The organism is Shewanella sp. 10B (assembly GCF_023475885.1).
GTDB lineage: Bacteria > Pseudomonadota > Gammaproteobacteria > Enterobacterales > Shewanellaceae > Shewanella > Shewanella mangrovisoli.
On the sequence record NZ_JAMDJO010000008.1, the window covers coordinates 32,690 to 55,735 of the forward strand.

The 23,046-nt window shown below is 43.1% G+C and carries 21 protein-coding genes; 7 read left to right on the top strand and 14 right to left on the bottom strand.

Annotated features, from left to right (window positions below):
- Nucleotides 1–145 precede the first annotated feature (145 nt).
- From M0415_RS18635 to M0415_RS18655, 5 genes are all read left to right on the top strand, one after another.
- Nucleotides 146–1,270, top strand: a complete 1,125-nt coding sequence (locus tag M0415_RS18635; RefSeq protein WP_011622128.1) for a patatin-like phospholipase family protein — start codon at nt 146–148, stop codon at nt 1,268–1,270.
- A 272-nt stretch (nt 1,271–1,542) separates the two neighbouring features.
- Nucleotides 1,543–1,791 carry a hypothetical protein gene (locus M0415_RS18640; RefSeq protein WP_249554602.1) on the top strand — a complete coding sequence of 83 codons (249 nt, stop codon included), beginning with the start codon at nt 1,543–1,545 and terminating at the stop codon, nt 1,789–1,791.
- Nucleotides 1,792–1,942: 151 nt separating this feature from the next.
- Entirely contained in the window at nt 1,943–2,653 is a 711-nt protein-coding gene (locus tag M0415_RS18645) for a YjbF family lipoprotein (protein WP_249554600.1), read from the top strand.
- Between the two features lie 10 nt (nt 2,654–2,663).
- Nucleotides 2,664–3,449: a capsule biosynthesis GfcC family protein gene (locus M0415_RS18650; RefSeq protein WP_249554598.1), complete on the top strand. Its 786-nt coding sequence runs from the start codon at nt 2,664–2,666 to the stop codon at nt 3,447–3,449.
- Nucleotides 3,449–5,812 (top strand): YjbH domain-containing protein, encoded by a 2,364-nt coding sequence (locus M0415_RS18655; protein WP_249554596.1) that lies wholly within the window; start codon nt 3,449–3,451, stop codon nt 5,810–5,812. The genes M0415_RS18650 and M0415_RS18655 overlap by 1 nt, the downstream gene beginning before the upstream one ends.
- Before the next feature lie 19 nt (nt 5,813–5,831).
- Here the strand turns inward: M0415_RS18655 and rfbC are convergent, their stop codons facing one another.
- From rfbC to M0415_RS18670, 3 genes are all read right to left on the bottom strand, one after another.
- Nucleotides 5,832–6,374 (bottom strand): dTDP-4-dehydrorhamnose 3,5-epimerase, encoded by a 543-nt coding sequence (gene rfbC, locus M0415_RS18660; RefSeq protein ID WP_249554594.1) that lies wholly within the window; start codon nt 6,372–6,374, stop codon nt 5,832–5,834.
- A complete protein-coding gene (gene rfbA / locus M0415_RS18665) occupies nt 6,361–7,251 on the bottom strand; it encodes a glucose-1-phosphate thymidylyltransferase RfbA (RefSeq protein ID WP_249554592.1) in 891 nt (296 codons plus the stop codon). The genes rfbC and rfbA overlap by 14 nt, the downstream gene beginning before the upstream one ends.
- Nucleotides 7,252–7,372: 121 nt before the next feature.
- Nucleotides 7,373–8,734: a sensor histidine kinase gene (locus M0415_RS18670; RefSeq protein ID WP_249554590.1), complete on the bottom strand. Its 1,362-nt coding sequence runs from the start codon at nt 8,732–8,734 to the stop codon at nt 7,373–7,375.
- Nucleotides 8,735–9,097: 363 nt separating this feature from the next.
- On the opposite strand from M0415_RS18670, the gene M0415_RS18675 reads away from it, so the two are divergent.
- Together M0415_RS18675 and M0415_RS18680 are read left to right on the top strand one after the other, a co-directional pair.
- Nucleotides 9,098–9,550, top strand: coding sequence for a copper resistance protein NlpE (locus M0415_RS18675; RefSeq protein WP_249554588.1), 453 nt, complete (start codon nt 9,098–9,100; stop codon nt 9,548–9,550).
- A gap of 96 nt (nt 9,551–9,646) precedes the next feature.
- On the top strand, nt 9,647–10,297 hold the full coding sequence (locus M0415_RS18680) for a HutD/Ves family protein (RefSeq protein ID WP_249554587.1): 651 nt from the start codon (nt 9,647–9,649) through the stop codon (nt 10,295–10,297).
- 172 nt (nt 10,298–10,469) lie between these two features.
- On the opposite strand, the gene rfbB is transcribed toward M0415_RS18680, so the two are convergent.
- The 11 genes from rfbB to M0415_RS18735 form a co-directional block, all read right to left on the bottom strand.
- Entirely contained in the window at nt 10,470–11,489 is a 1,020-nt protein-coding gene (gene rfbB / locus M0415_RS18685) for a dTDP-glucose 4,6-dehydratase (RefSeq protein ID WP_249554584.1), read from the bottom strand.
- Nucleotides 11,490–11,800: 311 nt separating this feature from the next.
- On the bottom strand, nt 11,801–13,153 hold the full coding sequence (gene glmM, locus M0415_RS18690) for a phosphoglucosamine mutase (RefSeq protein WP_249554582.1): 1,353 nt from the start codon (nt 13,151–13,153) through the stop codon (nt 11,801–11,803).
- A 71-nt stretch (nt 13,154–13,224) separates the two neighbouring features.
- The gene (wecA, locus tag M0415_RS18695; protein WP_249554580.1) at nt 13,225–14,286 is read right to left on the bottom strand and encodes a UDP-N-acetylglucosamine--undecaprenyl-phosphate N-acetylglucosaminephosphotransferase; all 1,062 of its coding nucleotides are present in this window, start codon (nt 14,284–14,286) and stop codon (nt 13,225–13,227) included.
- 144 nt (nt 14,287–14,430) lie between these two features.
- On the bottom strand, nt 14,431–15,504 hold the full coding sequence (gene wecA, locus M0415_RS18700) for a UDP-N-acetylglucosamine--undecaprenyl-phosphate N-acetylglucosaminephosphotransferase (RefSeq protein WP_249554578.1): 1,074 nt from the start codon (nt 15,502–15,504) through the stop codon (nt 14,431–14,433).
- 194 nt (nt 15,505–15,698) lie between these two features.
- Nucleotides 15,699–16,865, bottom strand: coding sequence for a nucleotide sugar dehydrogenase (locus tag M0415_RS18705; RefSeq protein ID WP_249554576.1), 1,167 nt, complete (start codon nt 16,863–16,865; stop codon nt 15,699–15,701).
- A 32-nt stretch (nt 16,866–16,897) separates the two neighbouring features.
- Nucleotides 16,898–18,316 (bottom strand): phosphomannomutase, encoded by a 1,419-nt coding sequence (locus tag M0415_RS18710; protein ID WP_249554568.1) that lies wholly within the window; start codon nt 18,314–18,316, stop codon nt 16,898–16,900.
- 3 nt (nt 18,317–18,319) lie between these two features.
- Nucleotides 18,320–19,732: a mannose-1-phosphate guanylyltransferase/mannose-6-phosphate isomerase gene (locus tag M0415_RS18715; protein WP_283771407.1), complete on the bottom strand. Its 1,413-nt coding sequence runs from the start codon at nt 19,730–19,732 to the stop codon at nt 18,320–18,322.
- Between the two features lie 2 nt (nt 19,733–19,734).
- A complete protein-coding gene (locus M0415_RS18720; RefSeq protein WP_249554564.1) occupies nt 19,735–20,214 on the bottom strand; it encodes a GDP-mannose mannosyl hydrolase in 480 nt (159 codons plus the stop codon).
- A gap of 7 nt (nt 20,215–20,221) precedes the next feature.
- The gene (gene fcl / locus M0415_RS18725; protein WP_283771406.1) at nt 20,222–21,181 is read right to left on the bottom strand and encodes a GDP-L-fucose synthase; all 960 of its coding nucleotides are present in this window, start codon (nt 21,179–21,181) and stop codon (nt 20,222–20,224) included.
- A 154-nt stretch (nt 21,182–21,335) separates the two neighbouring features.
- Nucleotides 21,336–22,457 carry a GDP-mannose 4,6-dehydratase gene (gmd, locus tag M0415_RS18730; RefSeq protein WP_249554554.1) on the bottom strand — a complete coding sequence of 374 codons (1,122 nt, stop codon included), beginning with the start codon at nt 22,455–22,457 and terminating at the stop codon, nt 21,336–21,338.
- Complete coding sequence (locus M0415_RS18735; protein ID WP_249554552.1) at nt 22,454–23,017, bottom strand: WecB/TagA/CpsF family glycosyltransferase; 564 nt, start codon at nt 23,015–23,017, stop codon at nt 22,454–22,456. Before M0415_RS18735 ends, gmd begins: the two co-directional genes overlap by 4 nt.
- Between the last annotated feature and the right edge of the window lie 29 nt (nt 23,018–23,046).

Sequence of the window (23,046 nt, forward strand, 5' to 3'; positions counted from 1 at the left end):
ATTCTCGTCCCAAAAACAGATTGCCTTCAACGAGTCCACTCAAGACAAACTAAAGAAATGTCATTGAGGTAACTGCTCAGACTTGCTTTTTTAGATAAGGCATTGCTTTAATAAAATCATAATAACAAGTCGTTGAGTCATAAGATTGCCAACATCAACAGCATTAGTTCTCGGTGGCGGTGGCGCTCGAGCCGCCTATCAAGTGGGAGTGTTAAAAGCACTGGTCCAGCTTTATCCGCGCAACCATGGTGTGCCATTTAAAATCATTTGTGGCACCTCTGCGGGCGCGATTAATGGCACCTCCATTGCCACCCACGCCTCCTGCTTCCACTTAGGCGTCAAAAAACTCGAATGGGTTTGGCGCCATTTTGAAACCAGAAAGGTATATCGCGCCTCCATCCCCGGCGTGTTAAGTCATTTAGCCAAGATGGCACTCAAAGGCCTGCAGGATGATAAGGTGAATACCGACGCTGGCAGCCTGCTCGATAACGAGCCTTTACGGCATTTACTGAATGAACTCATCGATTTTAAAAGAATCGATCGCAATATCCGCAACGGCGCATTGACGGCGCTCAGTGTCGATACTTCTTGCTATAACAACTCGCGCTCGGTGACGTTTTTTCAAGCTTCGCGGGATATTGAAAACTGGACTCGCGCCAGACGCAGCGGTGAGCGGCGGATGTTAAATACCGAACACCTTTTGGCAAGCTCGGCGATTCCCATGGTGTTTCCGTCAATTAAACTTAATCAAGCTTATTATGGTGACGGCTCAGTCCACCAGCTGGCGCCACTTTCAAGTCCCATTCATTTGGGGGCTAATAAGCTTTTGGTGATCAACCTAGACAGTCCCCATAAGCATTTTCCGATGGAACTAGAATATCATCCGAAAACAGCGACCATTGCGGGTCATCTGCTGGATACTATCTTTTCCGATACCTTAAATAGCGATCTTGAGCGCCTAGAGCGGATTAACCATACACTGTCGCTCATTCCCGAAGAGAGTCGTACTCAACTGTCATTACATCCCATACAAACCTTAGTGATAAAACCCAGTGAAGACCTAAGTAAAATCGCCGCCCGTTTCTATGATGATATGCCTTGGGCAATTAAAACCTTACTAGGGTTTATCGGTATCGACAGGCAGTCAGACTCGAGTATTGTGTCCTACCTCTTGTTTGAGAAATCCTACACCAGTGCATTGATAGAATTGGGCTATAAAGATGGCATGGCTCAAATGGATGAGATAAAAGCGTTTTTTAATTTGGCATGAGGTATGGCTTAGCGCTTGTTATAAATCGCCAAATAAATCGATTTGAAGCACCACCCTCGGCGTGGTATAAAATAGGAGTCGCCTAAGAGTTACCCCGTGAATGTGGCAAACCCATTCTAAATTAAGGATTATTTGAAGGCGAATCGGCAGCAAATCAGTCTAAAGTTTGAATAGTGAAACAGATTTAACATTGATCATTTAAGTTGAATCGCCTATCATGCTGTACTAGATTAGCTAAAAATTAGGTTAATTTTTTCTAAAAGGGAATCACGATGAAAAAAACTTCATTAGCACTTATTGCTGCTATTTCAATGTTAGGTTCAGTTGCTGCTAACGCTAACCCAACTACTGGTGGTACAACTACTGGTGGTACAACTACTGGTGGCGCTACTGGTACTATCGTTGCAGGTAGTATCGCAGCGGGTGCCGTAGTAGCTGGTGGTTTAGTTGCTGCAAATGGTTCAGAAGGCAACCCAATCACTACATCTAACAGCAACTCTACATCAGTGTCATCTAACTAATTATCAGTTAGTACATATCGCTAATAACCGCCTTTTGGCGGTTGTTTTTTTTAAAGCATTCAAATGTTCTAAGTAAAAAAGTGAAAGCTTGAAATCACAACCACATATATCTACATTGTTCATCTACCATTATTGAGAATAAGCAACTCGGATGCGTGTATATAAAAAAATCTTACCCGTTTTTGCCATTTCGGCAATAATTGCAGGGCTCTCGGGCTGCAGCCAACGAATTAATGCCTTGAACGAAACCGCCAAACTCGCCTTTTTAGGAAGTGAAGATGTGGTGCTTTCCCCTGAGCAAGTATCTGCCAATCCTTATGCCAGTATCTATGTAAAAATTGAAGATACACCTCAGGCATTTGTGGTTTTAGCTTTTGCGGAACCTAAAACCAGGCTATCGCCAGTAAAAAAGGCACCTGAAGCACTAGAACTAAAATGGTTATCAGCAGATAAAGGTATGTTAGTTACAGTTAACGGCCGCTTAGTCAAAACCCACAATCTACTCACAGGTAATTTAAGTGCAGTCGAAAGTGATGAGCCTGACCCTTTACTACTAGGTTTGCATTTAAGCAGTACACCCAAAACCTGGACTCGCACACTAGATTGGCAACCCGGTTATCATTACGGCTACAAAGCAAAATCAGAATTTAATTTTATTGCCGACGAAAATATTCTAATTAATGGTTCGTCCACTCAAACTCTACATTTTAGTGAAAATGTCTCTGTGGAAGCCCTCAATATCGAATACCAAAATGATTTTTGGCTAGATCCACAAAATGGTAACGTCCTTAAGAGTCGTCAGAAGATTACGCCTAATCAGCCATTTGTTGATATCACCTTACTTAAGCCTTTTGCTACTTAGTGGAGCCATGATGAGATCCTATATCACCCCGTTGGCGCTGCTTATCAGCTCAGTGTTTTTACCTACCGCTAAAGCCAATACTCAACTGTTTGTAAGCACCTCAGCCTCGAATTCGCCGCAGCTACAAATTACCTATCCCTCTGCGATTCGAGTAGGGCAAGCTGTACAGGATGGATTAGCACAGCTTCCACTTTATAATCAAACTACAAGAGACGAAGCTATATCGGTTTACTGGTTAGGCGCAGCTTTGCTAGATCTACAAAATACAGCCAAACTAGAAGCCACTCGCCAGCATGTATTGCAGCAATTGGCAAATATGGGACAGCAAGCTGACAATAGTCAGTATATTGCGAAGCTTTCCAAATTTGCACAGTTCCTCCGAAATATTAAACTAGGACAAAGAGTTAATCAGCCGTTAGATCTCGATTTAGTTCGCATTACCGATGCCTATAACCCCATTATCGACGGTCAATTTTTATTAGTGTTGCCCCCCCCCCCAACAACAGTCACTGTAGTTGGTGCCGTGGCACAAACCGGTGAACAAGAGTGGCAATCGCGAGCCAGTAGTAAAAATTACTTGAAGCAAGCAGGTTTACTCGATAATGCAGAAAATAGCTTTGTATGGATAATTCAACCCGATGGTAACGCTATTCGCCAACCTATCGCCTATTGGAATCATCAAGCTCAGGATATCGCTCCTGGTGCAGTACTCTTTGTTGAGTTTTCAGCTCTCTTTGACGGCTACAGCACATTAAACAACAACATTATTGAATTACTCAAAAATCGGGCTCTGTAATGAAAAACTCGACTCCCACTTTGCATGCGTTCGGGCGTTTATCAGCGCTGTCCTTAGCACTGCTACCTTTATTACATGTTAACGCCGATGAATTTTCCTATCCCACATTGTTACCATCACAGTCAGATTTTGGTGGTGTTGGGCTAATGCAGATGCCAACAGGACGTATGGCACCTGAAGGTGAATTTAACTTTGCCACTACTTACAACGATGACTATCAACATTTTAGCGCTTCAGTGCAGCTCTTCCCTTGGTTTGAAACCACTATTCGCTACACCTTAGTACAAGACCTACTTTACAGTAGCGATCCTAGCTTTAGTGGTAATACTAAATACACGGATAAAGGGATCGATTTTAAGATTCGTCTACTCGAAGAAAGTAACTGGCTCCCTGAAGCCTCCATTGGCGTGCGAGACTTTGGTGGTACAGGTTTATTTGATGGTGAATTTATTGCTGCGACAAAGCGCGTCGGTCCACTCGATTTTACTCTAGGTATAGGTTGGGGCTATATCGGTAACAGCGGTAATCTCACTTCCGATAAAAAGGATCTAAATTACAACTGTGATAGAGATACTTCTTATGGGGGTAAAGGTGGCACTGTTGATTATCAGCGTTGGTTTAAAGGCTGCGCGGCACTCTTTGGTGGCGTTGAATACCAAACTCCTTGGGAACCACTTCGCTTAAAAGTCGAATACGATGGCAACGACTATCAATCGGATTTCCCTGTGGTTCGCGGTGGCATAGCCATGCCGCAAGACAGTAGATTTAACTATGGAATGCTCTATCGTTTTGGAGACTGGGGAGATCTGCATTTAAGTTATGAGCGCGGTAATACGTGGACGCTCGGTTTTAGTCTGCAAACAAATTTTAATACCTTGTCGCAGATTAAACGTGATCCAGAAGCCGCAAAATATAAACCGCTTCCTGCTGCGCCATTAACGCATAGTCCGACAGAAACATCTAGACATGCAGACACGACTAAACCATCTCAAGATATTGAAAATATAAAAGCTTTATCAGTAAAAGATGACGAAGCGCAAGGTTCCGACCTCTTATCTGCCTCATACCAAACCATGCCTGATATTAAAGTGGATTGGAATAAAGTTGCTCAGGATTTACAAACTATTGCTGGTTACGCAAACGCAAAAATTTACCTTGATAATGAAAGCATTACCGTTGTAGGTGAACAGACAAAATTCCGCGATAGAAATGAAGCGCATAAAAGAGCTGCCACCATTCTTGCCAACAATACTGATGCCAACTTTATTAAAGAGTATCGACTAATTGAGACTCGTTATAGTCAACCTATAACGGAAACCCGTATTGATGCCCAGAAGTTTGCCCATGTCGCAAGTTATGGCTACCTCAATGCCAAAGTCACCGATGCAACTCTAGTGAGTATCCCAAGCTTACCTCATGGACAACTAGTCAATAATACTGATAAAGATTGGTTAGATAAGCTTAGTTTTGATGTTTCACCCACCATGTCTCAATCCTTCGGTGGTTCCGAAGGGTTTTATATGTTTAGTATTGGAATGACAGGTAGTGCAAGTTACCGCTTTACCGATAACTTTGAGTTTTCAAGCTCTCTGTATCTTAACCTCTACGATAACTTTGATAAGTTTTTATACGAAGTTCCACCCGATGGCACTGACTTAAAACGTGTTCGCACCCTAGTTCGTCAATATATTCATGATAATCCAATTCGGGTAAATAACCTGCAACTGACATGGATGGATAATTTAACCGACAACATTTCTTTCCAAGCCTACGGCGGCTATTTAGAAATGATGTATGGTGGTGTGGGCACAGAGGTTCTCTATCGACCACTTAACAGCCAATGGGCTTTTGGTGTCGATATGAATTATGTCAAACAACGTGATCCTGACAGCATGCTAGGCTTCTTTGATGATGAGCATCAATTTGACTCACTCACTAACCGCCCCTATCGAGTGCAAACCGGTACAATAACAGGTCATGCATCTGTCTATTATCAACCTGACTGGTTACCCAATACTTTACTAAGGATCAGTGCCGGCCAGTACTTGGCCGAGGATAAAGGGGTAACGGTTGATTTCTCGAAACAATTCGATAGCGGCGTAATCGTAGGAGCCTTTGCAACTAAGACTAACCTCTCAGCGGAAGAATATGGTGAGGGCAGTTTTACTAAAGGTTTCTACGTATCTGTCCCATTTGATTTGATGACCATTAAATCAACCCATAGCCGTGCGACAATCAGTTGGATGCCGCTGACTCGCGATGGTGGCCAAACATTAGGTCGCAAGTACAGCCTTTATGACGTAATGGATGCTAGAGAGCCTTGGTTCACTCGCCCCAGTACTGAAAATCAGTCTGTAAAATAACAAAAAACGCCGTTAGCGTTTAGGCGCTAACGGCGGCGTTTGCATCCCTTGTGGACAGAATCGGAGTTTCGCTTTGCAGGGGCCAGTCAATGGCAAACTCTGCACTATTCCAAGCCAACACATATTCATCATCTGGCGCGTAATAATCAGTGCAGCGATAAATCACATCGGCATATTCACTCAGCACATAAAAACCATGGGCAAAGCCAGGCGGGATCCACATTTGCAAATGGTTATCAGCAGAAAGTACACGCCCTACCCATTTACCATAGGTTCCTGATTGCGGTCTAATATCCACTGCAACATCAAAAATACTGCCTGCACACACCCGGACTAATTTCCCCTGCGGATGCTTGCATTGGTAATGCAAGCCACGTAAGACGTGTTGTTGTGATCGGCTAAAGTTATCTTGGACTAACTCCAGCGCCTTTACCCCCCGACTTTTCAAACACTCGGAAAAAAATGATTGTCTAAATGTTTCCATAAAAAAACCGCGTTCATCACCAAATACTTGAGGTTCGAACACCAATACTTCTGCAAGCTCGGTTTCAATGCATTTCATTAAACACCTGCTTATTTAATAATCCTAAAAGATACTCGCCATAACCACTCTTAAGCAAAGGTTGTGCTAAAGCAGTAAGTTGCGCAGAATCTATCCAACCAGAATGAAAAGCAACCTCTTCAGGGCAGTTCACTTTCAACCCTTGGCGTTTTTCTATAGCAGCAATAAATTGTGTTGCTTCAGCCATCGCATCCGGCGTGCCCGTATCGAGCCAAGCAGTGCCCCGCCCCATTATTTCTACCTGCAATTCCCCCAACAAAAGATATTGATTGATTAGATCAACGATCTCCAACTCGCCCCGCGCCGAAGGCATCACTTTTTTAGCCCATTCACTAGCCCTGTTATCAAAGAAATACAATCCCGGAATAGCATAGGAAGAACGCGCTACTTGGGGTTTCTCTTCGATTGAAATCGCCCTTCCGCTCTTATCAAACTCGACAACGCCGTAAGCATTCGGATTAGCCACATGGTAGCCAAAAACGGTCGCCCCCACTTCGAGTAGAGAAGCTCTATGCAAGTTTGTGCTCAGTTGTTGCCCGTAAAATAAGTTATCGCCCAGAATCAACGCACAGGCCTCTCCAGCCAAAAAAGCCTCTCCGATAATAAGTGCTTCGGCTAATCCCTTTGGAGAAGGCTGTACCGCATATTCAAGCTGAACGCCCCAACGGTGACCATCACCAAGCAATGCCTGAAAAAGACGCAAATCAGCGCGAGTGCAAATAATTAGAATCTCTTTTATGCCCGCCTGCATTAAGGTAACAAGTGGATAATAAATCATTGGCTTATCGTAAATAGGCAATAATTGCTTACATACAACCTGTGTCATCGGATATAGGCGAGAACCGGTCCCGCCCGCCAATAAAATGCCTTTTCTCATTGATATATCAAGGATTAGTGAGTCAAAGTGAAGGGATGATTGTAGCATATAAATGCTGATAAAGCTGAATGGCGCGAGGTCTCAAACAAGGCCGTATTGCTGCCTAAACAATGTGCTTAGGTCATTTCTCAGGGATCTGTATTTCAACCTTCACACCTTGATATGGAGATGAGGTCAGCATAATGGTGCCATGAAGTTTTTGCGTCACTAAATTATAAATAATCGACATGCCAAGACCTGTGCCGCCGTCTTTACGTGCGGTAGTGAAAAAAGGCTCGAAGGCTTTCAGTTTAACCTCATCGCTCATCCCTACCCCATTATCTTGATACTGCATGCAAATATTCGAATCTTGTTTTTGTACTCGAATAGTGATGCTTTTATCCCCCGTAAAACTCTCAGGAAATCCATGGCGAAAGCTGTTAGCCACTAAATTAGTGAAAATCTGTGCGATGGCACCAGGGTAAGATTCGATAAAGATGTCGTCGTCAAGCTCCACGTTCAAGACAATATTCTTCTTACGCATTAACGGCCTTAATGAGCTGAAAATTTGATAAATATAGGTTTTTAAATTAAACCGCTCACATTCTAGCACCGATTGGTCTGCGGCGGTGCGCTTAAAGTTATGGACTAACTCCGCGGCTCGCGAAAGATTGCGCTCAATCAACCCTAAACCATCCTGCATGATATTGATAAAGGATAAAAATCTATCCTCATCGAGATCATTTTGCTCGAAAGCCGTTTTCAATAATGCCACTTCATCTAAACAATGGGTCACGGATGTCACGGCAATCCCGAGAGGCGTATTGACCTCGTGAGCAACCCCTGCGACCAAACTCCCTAAGGCCGCCATTTTTTCGTTTTCAACTAGATGGTGTTGTATTGAGCGCAAATCCGATAATGCGGTTTCAAGTTCTTGCGTTCGCTGTTCAACCTGAACTTCCAAATCTGCATTAATAGCTTTTAGTTGATGCTGATAATCCAAAATCTCTTTTGCGCTCATGGCTCTGCCGAATAAATCGGCCAGCGCTGAAGCAAAGGCCCTTTCATCTCGCGTCCATTCTCGAGCCACACCTTGATGCTCGGAGCAGATAATGCCGACCATTTTTCCGCGATGACGTATGGGACTATCTAACAGAGAACTAATACGATTAGGGACTAAGTAGGTACTAACAAACTCATGGGTCGCCCCATCGGTTTGCGCATGATTCGCGACAATAGCGCGCTCATTATCTAATAGACTGAAATAATGTGGATAATCCTGCCGGGTTAATATCAACGCCTCTTGCCTGTGCATATTATCGAGCAGGTAAAAGCAATGCATACTTTGGTGATCTTCACTCCATAACCAAATACCAGCACGGGTGATTTTTAACCCTTGGCACACAGATGACACGATAAGTTGTGAGGCCTCAATAAGATCGCCACCATCAATGATGGATGAACGACTTACATCGAATAAAATCCTGTCTAACATACGTGTCATAATGCAGATTTACCCCGCGTGGTACCGCCTGACTTAAAAATGAGGCAATGAACTTGGTGACCCAAGCTTAAGTGATTCTCTTTAGTATAGATTCAATCTGCAAACACACTAGTTGAGATGCACTCGCTAGTTACAATAGGTTTTGCAGATCAATGCCTAGTGCTGTTTTACCTAAACACGCCGATAAAAATCATCCAACTCTTAGCACTTTTTTTGCTGAACTCGTAATGAAGTTCAAACACATAAAGTCCGTCTTTAACATTAAGACACTCAAAGAAACACCAGACATAAATAAGGTTGGAACCCGTAATGATGGCGGTTATCATCACACGACAGTCAATTAATCAAACGGTTAAGATCAATATGAAACTTTCACAGATATCACTCGCCCTTCTCGCTTTAATGATTACCGCATGCAGTGAGCCAGCTAAGACAGTGGCTAATGAGCCTGTCGCTGCGCCACATCAAGATACGCAAACAAACCTACCACTTGGCGATACCAGCCAAAATGCGCTCGATTGGCCCGGATTATATGAAGGCGTTATCCCCTGTGCAAGTTGTGAAGGGATCCAAACCACACTCACGCTCCAAGCGGATAATAGCTTTGAATTGAAAAGTATTTACTTGGGTAAAGATGAGTCCATCTTTAAAGTGGCAGGAAAATTTGACTGGGATAGCAATGGCTCAAAAATCACCTTATCCGATGGCACTAAATACTTGGTAGGAGAAAACCAACTGTTTATGTTAGATATGGAAGGTAATCGGGTAAGTGGCGAACTAGCCGATCATTACATTTTGAAGAAGAAACAGATTTAGCTGTGAACGCAGTATGCAGCGATGCGCCACTGAATTATGAGCCGAAGTAGGTATCCTCTTTACTGAAACAATCCATAATCAAAAGAGAAGCTTAAATTGAATCCCAATATCCAGATCATCTGTTATGAAGAATGCGAATCGAGTTTATGGAAAAACGGTGGTGGCAGCACTAAACAACTTTTGATATGGCCAAAGGGGGCAGATCTCAGCAACTTTGATTTTAGGATCAGCATCGCCACCATTTCGAGCGATGGCCCCTTCTCACTCTTCAACGGCATCGATAGACAGCTATGTATATTGGAAGGTGAAGGGGTAAAACTACACATCAAGGGGAATGATTTAGGACAATCAAAAGAAATCGTTCTGCGCCCGAACGATCCTCCATTTTGCTTTAGCGGGGAAACTCAAATCGAAAGCAAGCTATTAGATAACCAGATCCTAGACTTTAATGTGATGACGAGGCGCGGAAACTACACCGCAAGAATTGAGCGCATAGAGTTTAATGGCACAATCCAGATTGAAGCCAACGAGAACAGTGCTCACCAACCCACAAATACCCAGCCTACCCAATTTTTGCTGCCGCTCGCGCCAATTAGCTGTATTTATCAAGGAGAGAAGATAACACTGCAAAGTTACGATCTATTGCAATTAGCAGAAGAGAAAAATACTACTGTGGAATGCTTAACATTGATAAGCCGCCAAACAACGCAGCTGATACGCGTGTGTATTGAAGCAAATCAACCATAGATAGCTGAAACTAAATAAAAACTAATGCCAGAAGCATGAATCGATAAAGTAGCGTCAACGACACTCCCACTGAAATTAATTAGCAGTAGATTCAATATGTTAGAGATTAAGCAATAGCTGTAGAGTGAAATCAAAAGCAAGTGATTTTCCAAGTATTTGCCATTGCTGAAACCTATTGCGCTTGCTGTGAAATCATCCACTCTACCGCCCTTCTAAGACCTGATTCAAACGACTCTAGTGGTTGCCAGCCCAATTCATGTCGAATTTTACTAGCATCAATCGCATAGCGAATATCGTGTCCCGGGCGGTCAACAACATGCTCAATCAAAGCTGCAAAACCGTCTCCTTTCATCGCAAGTGATTGCGGATGAGTAGGTACTAACTCCTCAAGTAATAAGCAAATTTGCTGAACTACAGCGAGATTAGTTCGCTCACAGCAACCACCAATATTGTAGGTTTGTCCAAGCTGACCTCGTGTAGCCACTAAATAGAGTGCTTTTACATGGTCATCCACATACAACCAATCCCGCACTTGTTGGCCATTCCCATAAATGGGCAACGATTTGCCTTGTAAGGCATGATTGACCATCAACGGGATCAGCTTCTCAGGATATTGAAACGGACCATAGTTATTCGAGCAGTTAGTGATCACTATCGGTAAACCATAGGTTCGATGCCAAGCTCGAACTAAATGGTCCGCCGAAGCTTTGCTCGCTGAATAAGGAGAGCTGGGATCATAAGCTGAAGTTTCGCTAAACAATCCAGTATCTGCGAGCGAGCCAAAAACCTCATCGGTTGAAACATGATGGAAGCGAAACTGTAGTTTTTGCAAACTATCCAGTTGTGTCCAATAGCGACGAGCCGCCTCTAACAGAGTGAAAGTTCCCAAAATATTGTTTTGGATAAATGCTGCAGGGCCTTCAATTGAACGATCAACATGGGTTTCGGCGGCGAGATGCATCACAATGTTGGGCTTAAATTGCTCAAATAGAATATCTAGTCTCGCGCCATCACAGATATCAGCCTTCACAAATTGGTAGCGTGGATGATTGCTAATACCAATTAAGGCATCGGGGTGGCTAGCATAGGTTAATTTATCAATATTGAGCACATGACAGTTTGTCGCTTGAATAAGCAGACGCACCAAAGCCGAACCGATAAACCCAGAACCACCTGTAACCAGAATTCGCATTATTTCTTCCAGACCACACTGCTTAGAAAACTACAAGAAATGGAGTATATCAGAAAGTAGAACAGGCTAGCGCCCTGCTAGAGCGCTTTGCTTTTAGGTGCTAGGTGCTAGGTGCTAGGTGCTAGGTGCTAGGTGCTAGGTGCTAGGTGCTAGGTGCTAGGTGCTAGGTGCTAGGTGCTAGGTGCTAGGTGCTACTAGAGCCTAGAACAGCACTTCTTGCAACACCTAGAGGCCAAAGGCCGTCCTAGCTGCAGCCCTTTTAGCTGCGTCCTAACAGTTGCCAAGCAACGCCCTAGATTCTATCTCCTCCCCTATGCCGCTTTAACAGCCTGAGCGATATATTCAGCTTGTTGTTGAGTCAAGCTAATATCCGTTGACTCTACCATCACCCGGATTAAAGGCTCAGTTCCTGATTTGCGTAACAACACTCGACCTTGGTTACCTAATACTTCCTCTGCGGTAATCACTGCCTGCTTAACACAGTCTTTGCTTAAAATACTATCTGCGCTACCCGAGGTTAAACGCACATTGATAAGCACTTGTGGCAATTTAGTCATCCCAGCTTTTAGTTCAGCTAAACGTTTACCCGACTCTAAAATGGCTTTAAGTACCTGCAAAGAAGCCACAATACCATCACCTGTAGAGGTATGCTGTAAACTCAATATATGGCCAGAACCTTCGCCGCCCAATTGCCAACCAGTTTCTTTGAGTTGTTCAACAACATAGCGGTCACCAACTTTAGCTCGCACAAAGGGTATATCCATTCCTTTGAGTGCAAGTTCTAAACCAAGGTTTGACATTAACGTGCCAACTACCCCGCCCTGCATCTCACCTTTTTGATAAGCCGTTTGCGCCAAAATAAACAAAATCTCATCGCCATCAACCACATGACCATTATGGTCAACAAACATCACCCTGTCCGCATCACCATCGAGCGCAATACCTAAATCCGCTTCGTGGATCATCACCGCAGATTGCAAGCTGTCTAAATGAGTTGCACCGCAATGATCGTTAATGTTCACGCCGTTGGGTTTGTCGTTAATGCTAATCACCTCAGCCCCTAACTCGCGATACACATTCGGGGCAATATGGTAGGCAGCACCATGGGCGCTATCGACGACAATCTTTAGTCCCGCCAAGCTTAAATGATTCGGGAAGGTGCCTTTACAAAACTCAATATAACGACCCGCAGCATCATCAATACGGCGCACTTTGCCTAGCTTTTCAGAAGCAACACATTGAAACGCATTCTGCTCCAGAGCTTGTTCTAATAGTGCTTCAATTTCAAGCTCTTGTGCATCATTTAGCTTGGTACCTGTGTTTGAAAAAAACTTGATACCGTTATCATAAAAAGGATTATGAGAAGCACTGATCACCACGCCTGCGTCAGCTCTAAAGGTTGAAGCTAAATACGCCACAGCAGGCGTTGGCATCGGGCCAATCAAAGCCACATTTACACCTGCAGCAGAAAAACCCGCTTCCATTGCAGATTCCAGCATATAACCGCTAATGCGAGTATCTTTGCCAATGAGAACTTCTTTCGTGCCAGTAGATGCAAGTACCATCCCTGCCGCCCAACCTAACTTCATCGCAAAATCGGGAGTAATAGGAAATGTCCCTACCTTGCCGCGCACACCATCGGTACCAAAATACTTCCTAGACATACAAAATCCTTAAAATACCAAAGAAAAAAGCCAGCTTAAGTTAGCTGGCTTTTGCAAAAATAGTCTTACAATTATTCTTTTCTAAACCAAGTCAAAAGTTGCCACACATTAGCAAGCGCCCAATTGTAAGCAGCAAAAATAGCTAAAAAACTAACAAACATAATTGAGTCGGGAACTTGAGCTAAATCCGCACCAACACCAATCACTGCAAGTAGAAGTGAAGCCAGCGATATCCTAATCAAAGTTTGCTTTCGATTATAACCCGCACGCTCAAAAATATGATGCAAATGGTCACGGTCGGGTTTAAATGGCGACATACCCTTTTTAACTCTTCTGTACATAATCGCAGCCATATCCATTAACGGGATCGCGATGAGGTACAATGCCGTCACAGGAGAGAAAACCTGTCCTTGCTGTATATGATTACTATCAGCTTGCGTGCCCAATACCAATAACCAAACAACCGTTAAACCAATCAACATGCTGCCAGCATCACCCATGAAAATCTTATCTAAAGATGCGAATGGCCAACGCAAGTTAAACAGCAGGTATCCTATTATTGCCCCAATGAATAGTAAAGGAAGTACAAACCAACTATTACCAGCCCAATAGAACAAAAAAGCTAATGACGAAAAGGTAACTAGACTCAACATCCCAGCTAAGCCATCAATACCATCCACCATATTAAAGGCGTTAATAGCACCTATCACCGCAACAGTGGTTACAAAAATGCCAACATAGCCGAGTTTAAACTCAAAAAAGTACAAAATATGGCCAAATGTCGTGAGGTATAACCCTGCCCCAAAAATCAAAATAGAGGCTGTAATCACTTGGGCTGCTATCCGCACACGTACAGATAAATCATACTTATCATCAAGCACACCAAGAAAGAGGATTAACGCTGCGGAAATGAGATATAAATTAAAGATTTGGCTTTCAGGCAAAACAACACTCGACACTAGCAAGACACTACAATAGATAGAAACCCCACCAATCAGTGGGATTGCACCTTCATGCAACTTTCGCTCGTTGGGCAAATCAACTAAACCAACACGCTGTGCGATAGGATTTAAGATCTTGATAGCGACACAAGTTAAACAAAAAACACTTAAAAGCGGTATGAGGTATTCCATCACTCTCTTCCTTAAGCCAAATACACCATGTTCAAAATGAGACTAATCACATTTTATTTCAAAAAAATGACACTGGATTATAGCAGTTGAATCGACACCGGATAAGCACCTAAAAGCTAAAAATCTAACAATTTCACTAACGTATTAAATTGATTTAAAAAACTTTACGTCTCTACGCAAAAATGCAGTAATACGCCAAATGTTATTCATTATCGTAAAATAACAAGCAAAAGTAGCCAAAAATGCATAAAACATAATATTTTCATCTATTTTAGCAAGTTCAGACCAAATACCAATGGCTGCCATAGCCCCTGCAGCTATGCAAATCATCATAAGTGATATATGGGAGGTTAATCCAAGACGTTGACAAATATGGTGTAAATGCTCTCGGTCGGGTTTAAATGGCGATTGGCCTTTACGAATACGGCGGATCATGATGCACACCATATCCATCAGCGGTAAAGCAATTAGCCACAATGCTGTAACCGGGCGAATGGCGGTAGCTCGCTCACCCTGACTGGCCACAATCAGCAACCAAATGACAGTAAAGCCGATAAAAATGCTCCCCGCATCCCCCATGAACACCTTAAAACGTCGCCCGAACGGAAAACCTAAATTAAGCATGATATAAGGCAGCATAGCTGTAACCAGCAAACCACAAAAAATAGCAAAACCATACATACCATGCAGGTAAAATAAAATACCTAGGCCACCAAAGGTGACAGACGCTAAACCGCCCAGCAAACCATCAATACCATCGACCATATTAAAGGCATTTATCGCGCCAATAACCGCAAAGATAGTCAGTAAAATACTAACTGGCTCTGGTAAATGTATCGCCTCGCTCCCCATAAGATAGCCAAGATTATGCAAACTTCGCTCCCCTATAACTATCATTAAAAGTGATATAACTGCCTGCACCACTAGCCGAAGTTTAAAGCTAATATCGAAGCGGTCATCAATCGCACCAATAACCACAAGAATAAAAGCGCAGCTCGCATACAATACAGGCTCAATTAACAGCGTAGGAATAAGCCACAACACCAACATCATGGTCATAAATACGCTCACCCCACCGACCAAGGGAATTTGGCCAGTATGATGTTTACGCTCATTCGGTTTATCGACCAAACCAATTCGTTGTGCAACCTTGCGAAATACAAACAAACTGATAAAAGAAACGAGAAAAACAAATAACACAGCGATGTTCGTTGACATAAAAAACTCTGAAAAGCAGGGACTAGGGACTAAAAAGTCGTGAGCTGGGCCTAAAAAGCGGAAACTAAGGAGTCGGGAGCCTGGAGCAAGGGACTAAAGCAGACCGCTCGTAAATTCGCAACTAGAACCTCGAAGCAGCGTTTACGCTGCGCTCTAGAAGCCCGCGAAGCGGGCGCTTTGGCTGCAGGCTTTCGTCAATCACTTCCAAACAAATCGCGCGTATAAACCTTATCCGCCACATCGGCTAACTCTTTAGCCATACGGTTAGACACAATCACATCGGCAACTGCTTTGAAAGCGGTCAAATCTGTCACAACACGAGAATGGAAAAACTCTTTCTCTTTAAGTACTGGCTCATACACAATGACCTCAATGCCTTTAGCTTTAAGGCGTTTCATAATACCTTGAATGCTGGACGCGCGAAAATTATCCGAACCAGATTTCATAATTAGGCGATAAATGCCCACAACCTTAGGGTTGCGGCTTAAAATAGATTCAGCAATAAAGTCTTTACGGGTCGTGTTTGATTCAACGATCGCACCAATAATACTATTTGGCACATCAGCATAATTAGCCCGTAATTGCTTAGTATCTTTAGGTAAACAGTATCCACCATAACCAAAAGATGGATTATTGTAGTGATTCCCGATACGCGGGTCTAAACACACACCTTCAATAATTTGACGCGAGTCTAAACCATGGCTCTCAGCATAAGTATCTAGCTCATTAAAGTAGGCAACACGCATCGCAAGATAAGTATTAGAGAACAATTTAACCGCTTCAGCCTCAGTAGAATCAGTAAATAACACTTGAATATCTTTTTTCACTGCACCTTGCACTAATAAACCAGCAAATACCTTTGCACGCTCGCTGCGCTCACCGACAATAATCCGTGATGGGTACAAGTTATCGTAAAGCGCTTTACCCTCACGCAAAAACTCGGGCGAGAAAAAAATATTATCGCACTGGAATTTTTGCTTAACCTTGGCGGTAAAACCAACCGGTACAGTGCTTTTAATCACCATCACCGCTTTAGGGTTAATGGCTAAAACATCTTGAATGACCGATTCGACAGTAGAAGTGTTAAAATAATTCGTTTTTGGATCGTAATCCGTTGGCGTGGCAATAATCACAAAATCAGCATCTTGATAAGCAAGTTTCTTATCCAGTGTTGCCGTTAACTTAAGCTCTCGATGTGCTAAAAAGTCTTCAATCTCAGCATCAACAATCGGTGATTTGCGAGCGTTAATTAACTCAACTTTATCCGCGATAACATCAACCGCAGTAACTTGATGGTGCTGTGCCAAAAGCACAGCATTAGATAAACCTACATAACCTGTACCAGCAATAGCAATTTTCATTTTTAACTCATATACGTAAAAAAGATGACGACTTAAATATCGACTACACACCCCAAAATCAAATTAACAAGCGAAATAGCCTTTTCGCTAGAATTTGACTCAACATAACAACGTAACTCAGGAGCGTTACCCGAAGGCCGTAAGTGGACAACATCCCCATTTGTCAGTGTGATTCGAAGTCCATCAGTTGTATTAACTGATAGCACCTCAAATTGGCCGAGCGATAACTTAGTTAGTAAGTCTTTTGGCGATGCAATGCCCTGTGCAATTAGCGCAAGACTTCGCTCCCTTGAAAAATTCTGGATTCGATCACTTGCCGTAAAAATAGGAGGGAGCTGTGCTACTAACTTAGAGATAGGGCCGTTAGCAGCCATCGCTAACACAGCAAGAGCAGGAAGCAGAGCATCACGCGTAGGTAACGCACTTAATTTTACACCATTAACATCGAGCTCTGAGCCCAATAAAAATCCACCGTTGGCTTCAAAACCCGCTATGCATGAATACTGAGTCTGCAATGTAGTAAATGCTTCTATCACATAAGGAGAACCAATTTTAGTACGTAAAACTTGCTTAAAAGAATTACAAGCTTCAACTGCAGAATTGCAACTAACAGGAATAGCAAGAGCCTCGATTTCTAAAAACTGAGCTGCGAGTATGCATAAAATGTCGCCACGAAGGTAAGTACCTGTTTCATCAGATAACAAAGGTCGGTCACCATCACCATCTGTGGAAAAAACCGCATCTAATTGATACTCTTTTTGCCAACGCTGTGCCATTTCAATATCTTGCGAACTCACAGCTTCAGTATCTATCGGCACAAATTGATCGCTACGACCAAGACTAACAACCTCAGCACCTAGCTTCTGAAATAACTTAGGATAGAGGTCGCGCCCTGCACTGGAATGCTCATAAATACCGATACGTTTACCCGCTAATAAAGTAGGACTAAATAAATCAAGATAACGACTAATGTAAGACGTTGCAGCAACATCAGAAACGGCGGGTAAATCGCAAACCTCAGCCTGAACCAACTCAGAGTCCGCAGCTAGAATAGCTAACTCATCAGCTTTTGTGATTTCACCATCGGGTCGATAGAACTTAAGGCCGTTACGATCAAATGGAATATGGCTCCCCGTAACCATAATGGCAGGAATGTTTTGCTGCAGAGCCATAAAAGCTAATGCAGGCGTTGGCACAACGCCAAAGTAAATGGGCTGCACGCCTAATGCTATCAAGGCGCTGGCACAAGCCTGTGCCATTTCATAGCTACTAGGGCGGTTATCTATCGCTATAGCAACACTGTTAAACGAACTATGCTGCTGCATCACCCCAACAAAGGCTTGCGTAAAAGCCACGCAAACCTGTGGCGTAAACTGGGTGACTAACCCTCTGGCACCACTGGTCCCAAAGGCCACACCACTTTGCGATAAAATTGAGCTAGTACTTGGCATAAACTACTTCCCTTCAACTCGTCCATATCTATCTTCAAAACGAACAATATCATCTTCACCAAGGTAAGAACCGGATTGAACTTCAATAAGCTCTAGATCAACTTTGCCTGGGTTCTCGAGCGCATGAATAACACCTACAGGGATATAAGTTGATTGATTTTCTGTTAACAGAATATCCTTATCACCGTTAGTCACCTTCGCAGTGCCTGAAACCACAATCCAGTGCTCTGCACGATGATGGTGCATTTGTACCGATAACTTAGCGCCAGGTTTTACGGTAATGCGCTTAACCTGAAAACGGTCACCATTATCGATAGAGTCATACTTACCCCAAGGACGGTAAACTTCACGATGGAATGTTACTTCAGGGCGATGTTCAGTTTTAAGCTGACCTACTATCGCCTTCACATGTTGCGATTGATCTTTATGGGCAACTAACACCGCATCCTTGGTATTTACAATCACTAAGTCCTCAACACCGACTGTGGTAACCAGCTTATTACCACCAAATACTAAGGTGTTTTTAGTATCAACGGCTTTAACATCGCCATTAAACACGTTGCCATCGGCGTCTTTGGCTGAGACTTCCCATAAGGCTGCAAAACCGCCAACATCACTCCAACCGGCATCCATGGGCACGACTACTGCATCTTTGGTGTGTTCCATCACCGCATAGTCAATAGAATCATCTGGACAGGCTTCAAATGCCGCTCTATCAATGCGAATAAAATCGCTATCGTTATTTTGAGCTTGCATTGCAAGCTCGCAAGCAGAATAAATATCAGGGCGATAAGCTTTTAATTCAGCTAGATAACGGCTGGCTTTAAATAAAAACATACCGCTATTCCAGTAATAATCACCGCTGGCAATATACGCCTCTGCCGTCGCCAAATTGGGCTTTTCAACAAAGCCATCAACAAGGTAACCCTGCTCATAAGCGCTGCCACGTTTAATATAACCATAACCGGTTTCGGGCTTATTACCGACGATACCAAAGGTAACGAGTTTGCCAGTAGCAGCTAACTGCGCAGCGAGTGTGACTGACTTTTGAAACGCAGCTACATCATCGATGACATGGTCAGCAGCCAGTACCAAAAGTAAAGGATCACTGCCAGACTCAATGGCTTTAAAAGCCGCTAATGCAATAGCTGGCGCAGTATTACGGCCAACTGGCTCTAAAAAAATACCGTTGTGTTTAACCCCTAACTGCCTTACCTGCTCAGCAGCAATAAAGCGGTGTTCTTCGTTGCAAATCAACATCACCGGCGCATGGTCGATACCGGCCAAGCGGCTAATGGTGTTTTGCAACATGCTCGCCTTACCAGAAAGCGCTAAAAACTGCTTAGGGAAATTGCCGCGAGATAGAGGCCATAAACGAGTGCCGGAGCCGCCAGCCATGATTACAGGTAAAATCATCATCAATCCTCAATTGAATCGGTATAGGTTTTATCAAAGTACCATTTGGTGTGTTTATGGACACTGGCGTCAGCCAACAAGCTAGGAATATCAAACCATTGATAGCCCGCATGTTGCACAGCAAGGGGTAAACTGGTTAATTGACTATCAAGCTGTAAACAAAAAACTATCGCCACATAATGGGTTGATCCCACATTACTAAAAACATTATCAGTATAAAAATGGTCGAATGGCCCAAGTAACTGTGCTTGTTCAATGGTAAATGTTTGCCCAAGTTCATCGCGCGTTAACCGTTTAAAAGCGTCCGCTAAGGACTCATCTTTTAAAATACGGCCACCGGGTACAAACCAATAATTCTTCGCGGGGCGATTTAAACGCTGGCCAAGTAACACTTGGCCATTGGAATTTGTCACCACTAAATCGATGGACACCAGCGGGGTACTTTGGATAACGGTCGCAAAGGTGGTTTGATCTAAAAACATGTACAACCTACTTTCTAAAATTTTGTTGGTTTGCTAAAAACCACTGATATGTAGCTTGCAAACCTTGGGTAAGCTCTATTGAGGCACTCCACCCTAGGGCACGTAAACGCGATACATCCATCAATTTACGCGGAGCACCATCGGGTTTTGTAGCATCGAATATAATTTCACCCTCAAACCCCACCACTTTGGCAACCGTCTCAACCAATTCACGAATCGTGCAATCAACCCCGGTGCCCACATTGATATGGCTTAACATCGGCTCAGTATTGGCATCATAAATGGCTTGTTGTAAATTCATCACATAAATCGAAGCGGCTGCCATATCGTCAACATGCAAAAACTCACGCATTGGCTTACCTGATCCCCAGGCAATAACTTGTGCATCGCCATTTAATTTTGCCTCATGAAAGCGGCGCAGCAACGCAGGGATAACATGGGAGTTTTCAGGATGAAAATTATCGTTCTCGCCATATAAATTGGTCGGCATTACTGAGCGATAATTACGGCCATATTGTCGATTGTAAGACTCGCACATTTTAATACCGGCAATTTTGGCAATCGCATAGGGCTCATTAGTCGGCTCTAAGGTGCCTGTTAATAATGCGCTTTCGGTCATCGGTTGCGGTGCAAGTTTAGGGTAAATACAAGAAGAACCTAAAAATAATAAATCCTGCACCCCAGCTAAATGGGCACCATGGATAATATTGTTTTGAATAGTCAGGTTTTGGTAGATGAAATCTGCTGGATAGGTATTATTAGCAACTATGCCACCCACTTTTGCTGCGGCAAGGTAAACTTGGTCGATTTTTTCAGAGGCTAAAAAATCATGTACTGCCACTTGGTCAAGTAGATCAAGCTCATCGCGCCCACGAGTAATGACGTTAACATCACTAAGCTTAAGCAGTTGACGAACAATAGCAGAACCCACCATACCACGATGGCCAGCAACAAAGATGTTTTTCATGTGTAGACCCATTAAACCCTAAATAAAAAAGCTGAGAGTCAAACTCCCAGCTAATGCTCACTTACTGTTGAACTTCATTATCAGTTGCTTATGCACTTGCTTCGTCGCAATTGGTAAAGCAAACAAAGCTGATGCAAAACAATGCTAACTGATGTTACTCAACGGATACGCTAATGTCGTAACCATGGCTTTTAAGGATTGCATGTTGCTTAGCTTTATCTAAATCGTTTTGCACCATCTCGGCACACATTTGCTCAACCGTGATTTCTGGCACCCAACCCAGTTTTGCTTTAGCTTTTGCAGGGTCGCCTAACAAAGTTTCAACCTCCGCTGGGCGGAAGTAGCGCGGATCAACTTTAACAATCACATCTCCAACCTTAAGGGCTGCAGCATTGTTACCCTCAATGGCAACTACAGTGGCAATTTCATCTACGCCTTCGCCAGTAAACTCGAGGGTAATCCCCAATTCCGCGGCAGACATACGCACAAATTCACGTACAGAGATTTGCTTGCCAGTGGCAATCACAAAATCTTCGGCCACATCTTGCTGCAGCATCATCCATTGCATACGCACGTAATCTTTAGCATGGCCCCAGTCACGTAGCGCATCCATATTACCAAGATACAAACACTTCTCTAAACCCTGTGAGATATTCGCAATTGCGCGAGTGATCTTGCGAGTTACGAAGGTTTCACCACGACGAGGTGACTCATGGTTAAACAAAATACCGTTACAAGCATACATACCGTAAGACTCACGGTAGTTCACCACTATCCAGTAAGCATACATTTTGGCAACCGCATAAGGGGAACGCGGATAAAATGGCGTAGTCTCGCGCTGCGGGATCTCTTGCACTAAGCCATACAACTCAGAGGTTGATGCTTGGTAAAAACGGGTTTTCTTTTCGAGACCACAGATACGGATTGCCTCAAGTAAACGCAAAGTGCCCATCGCATCTACATCGGCAGTGTATTCTGGTGACTCAAACGAAACCGCCACATGCGACTGAGCACCTAAATTATAAATTTCATCCGGTTGAATCTCTTGGACTAACCGGACCAAGTTAGAGGTATCGGTTAAATCGCCATAGTGCAGGAAAAAGTGCGGATTATTATCATGTCGATCTTGATAGATATGATCCACTCTTTCTGTATTAAATGATGAAGCACGGCGTTTAATACCGTGCACTTCATATCCTTTTTCTAATAGCAGTTCAGCCAAATAAGAACCATCTTGGCCTGTAACACCAGTAATTAAAGCAACTTTCATAATCATTTCCTCTGAAGCACAAGTAAAATATAACTAATAAAAAATTTAGGATAATCTATAAATAGTCTTTTTCTAACATGCTTGTGCAGAATAGCTCTATACAACCAACGCAGGCCAAATTTTTTTATCAATCGAGGATAATAATCTGCCTTTATGGAAGTTTGTGTAATAAAACCACCACATGTTATTACACATTTCAAATTAGGCATCTTATTATAAAGCATTATGGCAAAATCTTCTTGAAGTGGACTACCCAACCCAACAATTACCACATCTACATCATTCGCAATGAGAGAATTAATGAAATCATTTTTTTCATTATCAGAAGAAAAGTATCCGTTTCTATGCAAAGAAACTATTAAACTAGGATGTAACACCTTAATTCTTTCACACGCAACACTAATCTCATCTTCAGCCCCTCCCAACAGTCCAACTTTTAGTTTTTTATAAGAACAAAAATCAAAAAAATCAGAAGCAATAGAAGAATAATCAAAACTAGTGCGGACTATTTTCTTATCTTCAAAAAGATTATTAAGCCAGGTCAGCAGCAAACCATCAGAGAACACATAATCAAACTTATATCCATTCTCTAAGT